Annotated in this window: 10 protein-coding genes; 8 read left to right on the top strand and 2 right to left on the bottom strand. The window is 53.5% G+C overall.

Annotated elements, in window-relative coordinates; translation table 11 throughout:
- Positions 1–7 precede the first annotated feature (7 nt).
- From kdpB to AC3G2T_RS09645, 5 genes are read left to right on the top strand one after another with little or no spacing between them, the layout of a single operon-like run.
- Entirely contained in the window at positions 8–2,050 is a 2,043-nt protein-coding gene (kdpB, locus tag AC3G2T_RS09665; RefSeq protein ID WP_488435293.1) for a potassium-transporting ATPase subunit KdpB, read from the top strand.
- 24 nt (positions 2,051–2,074) lie between these two features.
- Complete coding sequence (kdpC, locus tag AC3G2T_RS09660; RefSeq protein WP_488435292.1) at positions 2,075–2,638, top strand: potassium-transporting ATPase subunit KdpC; 564 nt, start codon at positions 2,075–2,077, stop codon at positions 2,636–2,638.
- Complete coding sequence (locus AC3G2T_RS09655; RefSeq protein ID WP_488435291.1) at positions 2,625–4,949, top strand: histidine kinase; 2,325 nt, start codon at positions 2,625–2,627, stop codon at positions 4,947–4,949. Before kdpC ends, AC3G2T_RS09655 begins: the two co-directional genes overlap by 14 nt.
- Positions 4,950–4,987: 38 nt before the next feature.
- Positions 4,988–7,681 (top strand): ATP-binding protein, encoded by a 2,694-nt coding sequence (locus AC3G2T_RS09650; protein WP_488435290.1) that lies wholly within the window; start codon positions 4,988–4,990, stop codon positions 7,679–7,681.
- Positions 7,668–8,375: a response regulator gene (locus tag AC3G2T_RS09645; protein WP_488435289.1), complete on the top strand. Its 708-nt coding sequence runs from the start codon at positions 7,668–7,670 to the stop codon at positions 8,373–8,375. The genes AC3G2T_RS09650 and AC3G2T_RS09645 overlap by 14 nt, the downstream gene beginning before the upstream one ends.
- 294 nt (positions 8,376–8,669) lie before the next feature.
- On the opposite strand, the gene AC3G2T_RS09640 is transcribed toward AC3G2T_RS09645, so the two are convergent.
- Together AC3G2T_RS09640 and AC3G2T_RS09635 are read right to left on the bottom strand one after the other, a co-directional pair.
- Positions 8,670–9,359, bottom strand: a complete 690-nt coding sequence (locus AC3G2T_RS09640; protein WP_488435288.1) for a Uma2 family endonuclease — start codon at positions 9,357–9,359, stop codon at positions 8,670–8,672.
- 3 nt (positions 9,360–9,362) lie between these two features.
- A complete protein-coding gene (locus AC3G2T_RS09635) occupies positions 9,363–10,355 on the bottom strand; it encodes a LacI family DNA-binding transcriptional regulator (protein WP_488435287.1) in 993 nt (330 codons plus the stop codon).
- 262 nt (positions 10,356–10,617) lie between these two features.
- Here AC3G2T_RS09635 and AC3G2T_RS09630 point away from each other — a divergent pair, with 262 nt between their 5' ends.
- The 3 genes from AC3G2T_RS09630 to AC3G2T_RS09620 are packed head-to-tail and all read left to right on the top strand — an operon-like array spanning position 10,618 to position 13,232.
- The gene (locus AC3G2T_RS09630; RefSeq protein WP_488435286.1) at positions 10,618–11,490 is read left to right on the top strand and encodes a glycerophosphodiester phosphodiesterase family protein; all 873 of its coding nucleotides are present in this window, start codon (positions 10,618–10,620) and stop codon (positions 11,488–11,490) included.
- 36 nt (positions 11,491–11,526) lie between these two features.
- Positions 11,527–12,414, top strand: coding sequence for a carbohydrate ABC transporter permease (locus AC3G2T_RS09625; RefSeq protein ID WP_488435285.1), 888 nt, complete (start codon positions 11,527–11,529; stop codon positions 12,412–12,414).
- Entirely contained in the window at positions 12,411–13,232 is an 822-nt protein-coding gene (locus AC3G2T_RS09620; RefSeq protein WP_474679969.1) for a carbohydrate ABC transporter permease, read from the top strand. The genes AC3G2T_RS09625 and AC3G2T_RS09620 overlap by 4 nt, the downstream gene beginning before the upstream one ends.
- Positions 13,233–13,309: the final 77 nt, after the last annotated feature.

Here is a 13,309-nt window from a genome sequence, read left to right as displayed (position 1 = left end):
GATCCATATGGCTGCTGCACGTAAAAAAACATTAACGAAAGAAATTGTCTCACAGGCGATCATCGATGCTTTTAAAAAGCTCAATCCCGCAACAATGATTAAAAATCCGGTGATGTTTATTGTAGAAGTAGGAACTTTCATCACTTTGCTGCTATCGGTCAAGCCGGATCTTTTTGTCGCTTCAAATGCAGGCCGGGGCTACAATATCGCCGTATTTTTCATCCTGCTGTTCACGGTGCTGTTCGCCAATTTCGCCGAAGCGCTGGCGGAAGGCCGCGGCAAGGCGCAAGCCGATACGCTGCGCAAAACGAAATCCGAGACGATGGCGAAGCTCGTGCAAAAAGACGGCTCTTATAAGCAAGTATCGTCCACTCAATTGAAAAAAGGAGACATCGTCCGCGTCGATGCCGGCGAAATCATTCCTACGGACGGCGAAATCGTCGAAGGGCTCGCCTCCATCGACGAATCGGCGATAACCGGGGAATCCGCGCCGGTCATTAAAGAAGCGGGCGGGGACTTTTCTTCCGTTACCGGGGGAACCCGAGTCGCTTCGGACTATATCGTCGTGAAAGTGATGACCGACCCCGGCGAATCTTTTTTGGACCGGATGATTTCCCTCGTCGAAGGCGCCACACGGCAAAAAACGCCGAACGAGATCGCTTTAACGACGCTGCTTGCCGTATTAACGCTCATCTTCCTTATTGTTATTATGACGATGGTTCCCATGGCGCAGTACTTGAACATTCAATTGGATCTGGCGACTTTGATCGCCCTGCTCGTTTGTCTGATTCCGACGACGATCGGCGGGCTGCTGTCCGCGATCGGCATCGCGGGGATGGACCGGGTTACGCAGTTCAACGTGCTGGCGATGTCCGGCAAAGCGGTTGAAGCGGCCGGTGATATCGATACGCTGATCCTGGACAAAACAGGGACGATCACTTACGGAAACCGGATGGCTGCGGAGTTCGTGCCCGTCAAGGGCGTATCGTCCAAAGAAATGACCTTGGCCGCTTTGAAAGCTTCCGTCAAGGATGAAACGCCTGAAGGGCGTTCCGTCGTGGAGCTTGCCGGCAAGCTCGGAGAATCGTGGGCCGAAAGCGAATATGCCGGCGCCGAAGCCGTCGAGTTTACGGCGGAGACGCGGATGTCCGGCCTTAACCTGGCCGGCGGCGCGCAAATCCGCAAAGGCGCGGTCGATGCGATCAGGAAGCATGTGCTGGCCCAAGGCGGCGGGATTCCCGCCGACCTGGAAGAGATCGCGAGCCGCATCGCGAAGGCCGGGGGTACGCCGCTGGCCGTAGCGGTCGGCGAGCGCATCTATGGCGTGATTTACCTGAAAGATACGGTAAAGCCCGGGTTGAAAGACCGGTTCGCGGAGCTTCGGGCGATGGGGATCAAGACGATTATGTGCACGGGCGATAATCCGCTTACGGCGGCCACGATCGCGCTGGAGGCGGGCGTGGACGATTTTATCGCCGAAGCGAAGCCGGAGGATAAAATCGCTGCGATCAAAAAAGAGCAGATGGAGGGCAAGCTTGTCGCCATGACCGGCGACGGCACGAACGACGCCCCGGCTCTTGCGCAGGCGGATGTCGGGCTCGCGATGAACTCCGGCACGATGGCCGCCAAAGAGGCCGCCAACATGATCGATCTGGATTCCGATCCGACGAAGCTGCTGTCCGTCGTTTCCATCGGCAAACAGCTGCTGATTACGCGCGGCGCACTCACGACCTTTTCCATCGCCAACGATATCGCCAAATATTTTGCGATCATTCCCGCTATGTTCATTTTGGCGATGCCGCAGCTCGCGGCGCTGAACATCATGCATTTGGCCTCGCCGCAGTCGGCCATTTTATCGGCATTGATTTTCAACGCCGTCATTATCCCGCTGCTCATCCCGATTGCGATGAAAGGCGTGAAATACCGCGCGATGACAGCGGATAGACTGCTTGCGCGCAACGTTCTCATCTACGGCGTCGGCGGCGTGATCGTTCCGTTCATCGGCATTAAAGCGATTGATCTGGTGCTTTCCGGGCTGCACATCGTCTAAAAACATAAATTAGGAGATATGAATATGAAAACGATATGGACTGCGATCCGCGTATCCGTAGTGCTGATGCTTATTTGCGGACTCATTTATCCCCTGGTTACGACCGGGGTCGCTCAAGCGCTATTCCCCAAGCAGGCTGACGGCAGTTTGATCGAATCGGGAGGCGTAACGGTCGGTTCGGAGCTGTTGGCGCAAAATTTTGAGTCGCCGAAGCTTTTTCACCCCAGAGCGTCGAACGCCAAATACGATCCTGCCGCTTCCGCCGGTTCGAATGTGGCGGTCGCCTCCGACGATTATGTAAAAGGCGTTGCCGGTCAAATCGGCGATGTGAAAAAAGAGAACCCGGATATGCAAAGCGTCCCCACCGATCTGGTCACGGCTTCCGGCTCCGGGTTCGACCCGGATTTGTCTCCGGAAGCGGCGAGGGCGCAAGTTCCGAGAATCAGCCGGGAAACGGGAATCGGCAGCGAGCAGCTGTATCAAATGATCGACGCCCATACGAAAAGCCGGCAGCTTGGCATTTTCGGCGAACCGCGCGTAAACGTAACGGAATTGAACATGGAGCTGATAGGCAGTGGAAAGCTTTAAAAGAAAGACGCCGGAGGAAATCCTGCACTCGATCTCCAAGCTCCACCGCGGCACTTTAAAAATTTATATCGGTCCTGTCAGCGGTTCCGGGAAGACGTATCATATGCTGCGCGAAGGACATACGCTCAGGCAGCAGGGGATCGACGTCGTCATTTGCGCGGTTTCAACGCTGCAAAGGCCCGAGACCGTGGAGCAGCTGGGCGATCTGGAGAGGGTTTCCAGCCTGCATTGGTTCCGCCATGATACCGAAATGAAAGATTTAAATCTGGATGCCTTACTCACGCGAAATCCCGAAGTCGTGCTCGTTGACGGGCTGGCCCACCGGAACCGTCCGGAAGCCCGTTTTCCGACCAGGCTGGACGACATCAAGTTTTTGCTCGCCCATGACATTAGCGTGATCACGACGGTTAACGTGTATGAATTGGAGGGGTACACCGAGCTTGCCCAAAAGCTGACGGGGATCGAGGTCGAGCATACCGTTCCCGCGGACACGCTGGAGCTTGCCGACGAAGTAAGGCTCATCGATGTTACGCCCGAAACGGTTCTGAACCGGCTTGCCGAGGGGCATCTGAAAATAAACAAGGATGCGCCGGTTTTTGAGCGCGGCAATTTGGGCGTTTTGCGGGAGCTTGCCCTGCGGTTGGTCGCCGAGGATGTGAACGAGTCCCTGAAGGAGCACCGGGAAGAAATGGGGCTTCTGGGCCCGTCCGGGGCCGCCGAGCGCATTCTGGTGTCCACGCAGTATCATTGGAACGGCTCGATTTACGTCCGCAGGGGCCAGCAAGTGGCCAAAAGGTTGAACGGCGATCTGGCGGTGATCACGTTCCGCGATTTTAAAAAGCCGTTATCGAAAGAAGCGGCCACTTTTCGCAGAAATATGATCAAGCTCGTAGAAAAAGTCGGCGGCGAGTTCGCGGAGCATCCTTTTCAACATCGCCGTCGCATTCCCAAGACGATCGTTCAGTACGCGGCCCGTCATCATGTCACGCGCATCGTGATGGGCCATACGAAGCATACGAGATGGCAGGAGTTTTGGCAGGGTTCCGTCGTCAACGCGCTTTTGAAAATTGTAAAAAATATCGACGTCTTTCTGGTAGCCGACCGCGCGGAGCATGAAGGCGAACGGATTCTTCCGGCCAAAATCGTAGCCGCCAAAGAACAGCACAAATACCGCCGGTTAAGCGAGCAGGAGGTTGCCGAAAAAATCGGCAAAATCAAGCGCGGCAAGTTCAAAGTGTATATCGGAGCCGCGCCCGGCGTAGGGAAAACGTATATGATGCTCCGCGAGGGCAACGACCATCTGAAAAAAGGCATCGATGTGCGAATCGGCCTGCTGGAAACGCACAACCGCAAAGAGACGATCGCCCAGACCGGGAATTTGCCGGTCATCCCGCGGCAGCGCACGGTGTACCAGGGCGTAACGCTGGAGGAGATGGATACGCAGGCGATCATTCGCGCCTGTCCTGAGGTCGTGCTGGTCGACGAACTCGCGCATACGAACGTCCCCGGGAGCAAAAACAAAAAAAGATATGAAGATGTTCTGGAAATTTTGGATGCGGGAATATCCGTTATTACGACTGTGAATGTGCAGCATTTGGAAAGCTTGAACGATGCTGTGGAGCAAATAACCGGCATCCGCGTCAGGGAAACGGTGCCGGACAGCATTTTGCAAATGGCCGATGAAGTGCAGTTGATCGACGTCGCCCCGGAAGCGCTGCAGCAGCGCATGCGCGAGGGGAAAATATATGCCGCGGCCAAAATCGAGCAGGCGCTGCATCACTTTTTTAAAACGGGAAATCTCATCGCCTTGCGCGAGCTTGCGCTGCGCGAAATCGCCGACGATGTCGACGAAAGGCTGGAATCGCTGGAACGAAAAAGCTCGCTCCGCGGCCCGTGGAGAAGAAAAGAAGTGATATTCGTGTGCGTGAACAGCACGCCGCATGCCGAACGGTTAATTCGGCGCGGCTTCCGCACCGCTTATCGGCTGAAAGCCCCCTGGTACGTCAATTACGTCCAGGTTGGCGGCGCCGTTACCGATGAGCTGAAGCAGAGGCTGGACGCCATGGAGAGGCTGACGGTCAGACTGGGCGGCAAGTTCGCGGTTCATGAAAGCGGGACGCAGGGGGATATCGCTAAAGTTTTATCGGCGAAAGCGGATGAGGCGGAGGCGACGCAGCTGGTGATCGGCCAATCGAAGCTTTCTTGGCGGCAAGAGCTGCGTCACGGTTCCGTTGTGAAGCGGCTGATTCGTTTTTCCAGACATAGGGATATATTAATTGTAGCTGATTTTGATCCCAATATCGCATTATAATGGAATGGAACAGTTGAATATACGAGTGTGCACAGGGTGTGATCAGGATCGATTCCTCACGCAATGAAAGAGGGAAATTAACTTTATTTCTGGGCGCCGCTCCCGGTGCGGGCAAAACGTACGCGATGCTTGCGGCAGCCAAACGGCAAAGAGACAAAGGGACCGACGTTCTGCTCGGGTGGGTGGACGCCGGGGATTACCCGGAAACGCAGCAGCTGCTCTCCCGGGAGATGTTTCCGCGCGTATCGCCCCGCGCCGTTGAGTACCGGGGCCGCATTGCCCGGGAAATGGATACGGAAGAAATTATAAGGAGACGTCCGGGGCTGGTGCTCATCGACCGCCTCGAACATGCGAATGCGCCGGGTGCTTTGAAGCCCAAGCGTTATTTGGACGTGGAGGCCGTTCTTTCGCAAGGAATAGACGTCTACACCACGCTCAACATCCAGCATGTGGAAAGCTTGAACGATACGGTGACCCGGATTATCGGAAGCGAAGTCGCTGAAACGGTGCCTGATACTTTTCTGGAGCGGGCGGACCAAATTCAGTTGGTCGATATACCGACGGACGAGTGGATCGGGCGAATGGAGCGGCTGTTTCTTGGCGGCAAAAAGCAAGCCGAGCTGCAGCGGTTTTTCCGCATCGGGAACATCAACGCGCTGCGCGAAATGGCGTTCCGCTATGCCGCCCAGCGGCTGGACAGCCAGCTTGAGCGGTATATGCACGCCAAGGATATTGCAGGCCCCTGGCCCGTTGCGGAGAAGGTGATGGTTTGCGTAAGCGCAAGCCCCTTCTCCTATCAGCTTCTCCGGACGGGGCGGCAAATGGCCGCCAGTCTCAAAGCGGACTGGATAGCCGTCTACGTGCAGACGCCGCAAGGGATGCCGGGCGGCGAAGGGCAGCACGACCAGCTTGCGCGCAATTTGCAGCTGGCCGAACAATTGGGCGCCGAGGTGATGTCCGTTACAGGCAGCGATGTCGCCCAAGAGCTGCTGTCTTTGGCGCGCGCCCGCAATGTGAAGCAGATCATTATCGGCAAGCCGAACCGTTCCCGCATCGTGGAATGGTTCCGCAGTTCCGTTGTGGAGCAAGTGATCCGGGGCAGCGGCGGGATCAGCATCCACGTCATACCGGGGAAGCCGAAAGGGTCCCCGGACAAAGAAGGCGCGGCCCGCCCGCCGCGCATTTTCGGTTGGAAGCCTTATGCATGGGTTACTTTTGCCGTTATCCTTTTAACCGTTATCTTGCAAACTTTCGAGCAATCGTTTGACACGGTCAATATTGCGTTGATGTATTTGCTGCCCGTTCTTTTTAGTGCGGTATATTGGGGACTCGGGCCTTCTATCTACGCGGCCAGCGCGGGCGTGCTTGCTTTCGATTTCTTTTTTGTCCCGCCTTTTCTCAGCTTTACGGTCGCAGATTTGCGCTATGTGCTTTCCTTCGCCGTGTATATGGCCGTCGCCGCGCTGACAGCCAGTCTCGCCGCCCGGCTAAGACAGCAGCTGAATTTTGCCAAGCAAAGGGAGGCGACGACGGCCTCCCTGTATGCGATCAGCCGGCAAATGACGGCGATAACGGATTTGAATTCGCTCTTGGAGAATGTTTCCCGCCAAGTGTCCGATACGATCCATACGCAAGTCGCGATTTTTTTGCCGGACAGCAAAGACGAGCTGGCGGTGACCGTCTATTCTCCCGGCCCTTCGGACTGGGGGAGGGGAGAATCGGAAATGGCAATAGCGAAGTGGGTATATGAGCATGGCGAAATGGCCGGAAGGGGGTCCAACACGCTCAGGGAATCCCCAGGCTTATACGTTCCTCTGCGCACGGAAGATCGGGTATACGGCGTATTGGCCGTCAATCTCGATATGGAGGGACAGGATGCAGGCGCCGCGCCGGAAAATGTGCGATTGCTGGAAGCGATCGGGGGCTTGGCTGCAAGCGCCATTGCCCGCGTGAAATTGGGCGAGGAGGCCAAGCTTGCCCATTTGACCGCCGAATCGGAGAGAATCCGAACGGCGCTGCTCGATTCCGTATCCCACGAGCTGCGCACGCCTCTGGCGACGATCATCGGATCGGCGACCGGCCTGATCGAGGGCGATCGTATGTTTTCGCCGGAGGACCGGCTTGATCTGCTGGCTACGATCAGGGACGGCGCTTTGCGGATGAACCGGCTGGTCACGAACCTGCTCGGCATGGTGAAGCTGGAAAGCGGCATGCTCCGGCTGCGCAAAAAGTGGTGCGATGCCGAGGACATCATCGGCGTCGTTCTGGCGCAGGTGAAAGATTTTCAGCAGCACCGCAAAATCCGCGTCATGCTGCCGGAACCCGCCCCGTTCCTGCTGGGCGACGAAGTGCTGCTGGAGCAGGTGCTGGTGAACGTAGTCAGCAATGCGATCAAATATTCGCCGGATTACAGCGAAATCGTCATCACCGTCGGGCAGGACGAGCACCGCGTAACGATGGCCGTGGCCGATTCGGGGGCGGGGATTGCGGCTGCCGACCGCGAGCGGATTTTTGATAAATTTTATCGCGCGGTCGCGACAAGGCACGTACCCGGAACAGGCTTGGGGCTTGCCATTTGCAAAGGCATCGTCGAAGCCCACGGAGGAACGATCGCCGCGGAACCGAATGTAGACAAAGGCACTGTCATTACGATTGTTTTGCCCAAGGGAGATCATCGTTTTTTTCATAGACCAATGCCGGAAGGGGACAATGAGCATCATGACAACGACTAATGGAGCACGCATATTAATCATTGATGACGAGCCCCAAATCCGGAAGCTGCTAAAAGTGACCCTGCAAGCCCACAACTTTGAAATCCATGAATCGGCATCGGGAGAAGACGGCGTATACCAGGCGAGCATCGTGCATCCGGACCTCGTCGTGCTGGATCTCGGGCTGCCGAGTATGTCCGGGATGGAGGTGCTGCACCGAATCCGCGAATGGTCGCGGATACCGATTATCGTGCTTACGGCGAAAGACCGTGAAGAAGATAAAATCGCCGCGCTGGACAGCGGAGCCGACGATTATGTCACCAAGCCGTTCGGCATGGGGGAGCTTGTCGCCAGAATCCGCGTAGCGCTGCGGCACGTGGCGAAAACGGCGAACGAGCCGATTTTGCAATTCGGCAATCTGGTGATCGATCTGGCTCAGCGGTTAGTAGAGCTGGACGGCAGCCGGGTAAAGCTGACGCCGACGGAATACGATCTTCTGAAAGCACTCGCCTCCAACGCAGGCAAAGTCGTCACGCAGCGGCAGCTGCTCCAGCAAGTGTGGGGCGGGCATCATCATGAATCGGATAGCCACTATTTGCGCATCTACATCGGTCATCTGAGGAAGAAGCTGGAAGAAGATCCAACGCGGCCGAAGTTTATCGAAACCGAGCCTGGCATCGGCTACCGCTTCCTGCCGCATTTGCCGGAGGGGTGATTGCGATAGCCGAGCTCTTTTGAAATATCTCCTGCACGGGGGTGGAGCTGAAGTGGACCACGTCTCTCCTTCATAGGTTGTGGAACTGAAGTGGGGGGACAAGTCGGCTTGGCAACGTAAAACCTACAAAAATGCAGGCTTTTTCCATGTAAATGGTTCATTTTGGCGAAAAACCTGCGATTGTGCAGGAATTTTCCGCAAAATTGAATCTGAACCCATGTTCGCGGTGAAAAGCCTGCACATTTGCAGGCTTTTCACCGCGAACAGCGTATCCATTGAGCAAAAACTGCACTTTTACAGGTTTTTTTCACGCAACCAGGCAACCAGACGGATTGTCCGACCGGCTCTGGAGTGCGGGTTTCTGGAAGGATCGACGATCCAGTATTCTTTTACCCCTGCTCTCTGGTAACGGTCGTATTTAATGATTTTGTCCCTTCTGGATGTGAAGGGGGAAAGGATTTCGATTACGAGATCGGGAACGCCGACGATGCGCTTCTCTTGAATTTTAGATTTGTCGCATATAACAACCAGATCCGGTTCTACCCATTCTTTAACGTTCTTTATGTCATTGTCTTCTTCCGAAAAGCAGACATCGATCGGCGAACCGAACACACTGCATGTTTTTCCCCACAAAAACAAGTTGAACTCGGTCAGCAATTCCCTTTGCACGGCTTGATGTTTTGTAGACGGTATCGCTGACATATCGTAGATTTGACCGTCAATAACCTCGCATCTCGCATCGTCGCCTAGAGCCAAATATTTTTTATATGAAAGACTTTCTCGCTCCTGGGGGAGTCCCATGCAATCACCATCCTTTCCTTTTATCAAAGCCAAAACCCCCCCTGCCACAACAACAAAACGATCGTCTTTCAACGGCGCTAATTGGGTGGATTTTAAATAGAAAAAGAACAGCCGCGCCGTATGCCGGCCCCTCCAAAAGAGGGGCTCGCGTACGGCGCGTTTTGTATTTTCCGGCAAAGCCATACATTACTTGTAAGCTTTACAGCTGTCGCGGATACACAATTCCGTCGGAACGAGCACCCTTTTGGTCAAACTGCGGATTTCCTCGATTTTTTCGATGATCGTCTGTACGGCAACTTTGCCCATGTATTCCGTCGGTATTTGCACCGTCGACATCGCCGGGGTCGTATATTGCGTCATGTGATGGCCGTCGAAACTGACGATGCTGAGTGTTTCGGGAACCGAAATGTTGTGCTCCTTCAAAAATTCCAACGCCCCGAGCGCCGTAGGATCGTTCGCAATGAAAAAGGCTGACGGCAGCGGTCCGTCATGAAAGGCGCGCTCCATTAATTTGTAGCCGTTTTTAAGGCCGTGTTCCCCTACATATACCCGCGAAGCCGCATTCTCCGAAAACTTCGACATATAGCGAAGAAATATTTGATCTCTTCGATCCTCCATGTCGAGATCCGGGCTTTCGTAGCATCCCATAAAGCCGATGTCGCGGTGCCCGAGCCCCGTTAAATAGTTCAGCGCCGAGTAAACGGCCCGCCTCGCATCGAACCAGACGCAGTCGTATTTGTTGTCGTCCGGGCATCTGCCGACAATCAGAACGTGCTTTGCTTGAAGCCCGGCCGTCATTTCCCTGATTTCTTCATTGGTGTAATTTCCCTGAATGATGGCGCCGTGCAAATTTTCAAAAGACGTGTTGGACACATTGAATACGTTGACGATGTCGATTTCGTACTGCAGGCAAATTTTATCGATGCCGTTGCGGATCGAGAAATGAAAATCATTTTCCAGATGGCTGTAGAAGATGCTCGGTTTGTATATGAGAGCGAGCCGGTAATATTTTTTGGCGTACCGTTCCACGACGGTTTTGTAATCCAGCTGCCTGGCGGCTTCCAGCACTTTGCTCCGGGTTTTATCGGAAACGCTCAGAGACTGATCGTTATTCAGCACCCGCGATACGGTAGTTGCCGAAACATTGGCTAGCTGGGCGATATCTTTAATTGTTGCCATGTACATCAAACTCCTAAAAATTTTAGTGATAATTTTACTTCATATCAACCCATTATAATCAATATTCCTATAAATGGGAAGCGGGAAGTGTTAAGATCATTCACATTCACAAAACATTAATATAATCGATGATTAGATTTTACAATACTATAGTAAATTAAACACTATATTAAAGATAAAAATTTTACTTTAATCAAGCTGTTTTTTTGTCATTTTCGAACTGCTTACCCTAAAAACAGACACAGAATAGAGGCTGAAGCAATTGAACCGCAAACAAGGCAAACAAGCTAATCAAACGATTTTTGAAAACATTTATTCCGATTTCCTGGATTGCAGCGGCAGGACCATGATTGTGGCGCACAGGGGGAATTGGAGGCAGGCGCCTGAAAACTCCTTGAAAGCCATACAACATTCGATCGATGCAGGAATAGATATGGTCGAAATTGATGTGCAGCCAACGAAAGATGGCTGCCTTATCCTGATGCATGACGAAACGGTCGACCGCATGACGAACGGCTCCGGCCGGATCAGCGACCTCACTTTTAACGAGCTTCGGGCGCTTCGTCTCAAGGAGGGTCAAGGCGAACGGAATGCCATGCTGACTGACGAAACGATTCCTACGCTGGCCGAGGCCATGCTGCTGGCAAAAAATAAAATTATGATCAATTTGGATAAATGCTGGAACGTGCGCGAAGAGGTTTATCGGGTTTTGGCGGAGACCGGAACGGTGAAGCAGGGGTTGTTCAAAAGCACGGCAGAGATCGAAGAAGTATGGGAGTTTCTCGAAAACAAAGCGGAGCGCCCGGAATATATGCAAATTATCGATGAATCCAATCAGCATTTGCTCGGGCACTTGGATGATCTGCTGGCGCGAATCAAACCGCGGGCTTTCGAGCTGCTGTTTGAGCAGGACGACAGCATCATTATTGCGGCGGAGACGATCCGGCGTTTGCAGGGGTCCGGCAGAATTTGGACCAATACGATGTGGGATTCGTTATGCGGCGGGCACGCCGATGAACTTTCGCTTACGAATAAGTCGCTAGGTTGGGGCTGGCATATCGAACGCGGCGTCAATATGATTCAAACCGATTTGCCGGACGAGCTGTTCGCATTTTTAAACGGGCCGGGCAAATAGCGGAAAAAGCATAATGTTCAGGGAGGCTTGCGCGATTTGATTAAACGTGATTACAAAATGAGGGAAGCGGCGGTCGGATACGGGTTTTTGCTTCCCTCCCTGCTGGGATTCGGCGTCTTTATGTTTTATCCGTTTTTGATGTCGGTCTATTTAAGCGTGCACCATACGGATTTGCGCGGGAAAATTACGGGGTTTGCCGGGCTTTCCAATTATGCCGAGCTGCTCACTTCCGGGCATTTTTACGAAAGCTTGCAGCGTTCATTCGTGTTTGCGCTGATGACGATACCGGCGTGCATCATCATCTCCGTGTTTCTGGCGATCGTGACGCATAAAAAGAGCAAAATCAATCTCATCTTTCAATTCATATTTTCGATTTCCATTGCGATGCCGGTCGGCATAGCTTCCGTCATTTGGAAAATATTATTCCATCCTTCCGCAGGGATGCTCAATTATTTCCTGGGTTTTGCCGGCATGTCTCCGGTCGGATGGTTGACCGATCCGGCGTTCGCGATGCTGTCCGTTTCCATCATGACGGTTTGGCTGAATATCGGGTTCACGTATTTGGTCATTTTGAGCGGGGTCAAAGGGATACCTGAAGAAGTGTACGAGAGCGCCAAAATCGACGGGGCCGGCCCATTATCCTCGGTTTTCAAAATTACGCTGCCGCTGCTGTCGCCGACTTTATTTTTTGTAACGATCATTTCCGTCATCGGCGCCCTGCAAAGCTTCGGGCAAATCTCGATGCTGACAAAAGGCGGGCCGATGAATGCGACAAATGTCGTCGTCTACGATTTGTATCAGGAAGCGTTCGTCAATTACCGTTTCGATACGGGAAGCGCGCAAGCGATCGTATTATTTCTGATCCTTTTGCTGCTCACGGTCATTCAGTTCCGGGCGGCGGAAAGGAGAGTCCATTATTCATGAAAAAAACTTGGCAGCATTCGGCTTTATTGGTTTTGCTGGGCTTCATAGCGATAGTGATCCTTTATCCAGTGTATTATGCTTTTTCCGCGTCATTGCTGACTCCTGCGGAGATGGATTCCTTGCCGCCGGTTCTTTGGCCGTCAAGTTTGTACCTGGAGAACTTCAAAACAGTGCTGTCGCTCGTTCCCGTTGCGAGGTTTACGCTGAACAGCTTCATCGTTTCCTTCGCGATTACGGGAGGCCATTTGCTTACGGCCAGTTTGGCGGCTTATGCTTTTGCGTTCGTCCGCTTTCCGGGCAAACCGTTTATTTTCTCGCTGTTTTTGGCCACGATGATGATTCCGTGGGAAGTCACGATGATCCCCAACTTCCTGACGATACGCAGCTGGGGATGGATCGATTCGTATTCAGGCCTGATCGTACCTTTTCTGTCGACCGGATTCGGCACGTTTTTGCTGCGGCAGTTTTTCATGCAGCTGCCCCGGGAAATTTTTGAAGCGGCCAAAATGGACGGATACGGGCATGTCCGCATTTTTAGCAGCATCGTGCTGCCGCTATCGCGTTCCGCTTTTGCGACATTGGCCTTATACAGCTTCATCGGAGCGTGGAACATGTATTTGTGGCCGCTGTTGATTACGAACGATCAGAGCATGCGGACGGTGCAAATCGGCGTGAACATGCTGCAATTTGAAGATTTTACCTCATGGAATCTGGTGTTGGCCGGTGTGACGCTCATGATGCTGCCTCCGCTCGTGCTGCTGGCGCTTGGGCTGAAGCAGCTTGTCGGCAATATTACGCTGGGGTCGCTCAAAGGGTAGCGCCGCTACAATATCCGGGTCGATCCGACACCGGTTTAACATAGATATCGTCCCAATCATAACGGCAATACAAAGGA

The organism is Paenibacillus sp. sgz302191, assembly GCF_057749925.1.
Note: the sequence above shows the minus strand (reverse complement) of the source record. Positions and strands in the feature narration are given on the sequence as shown.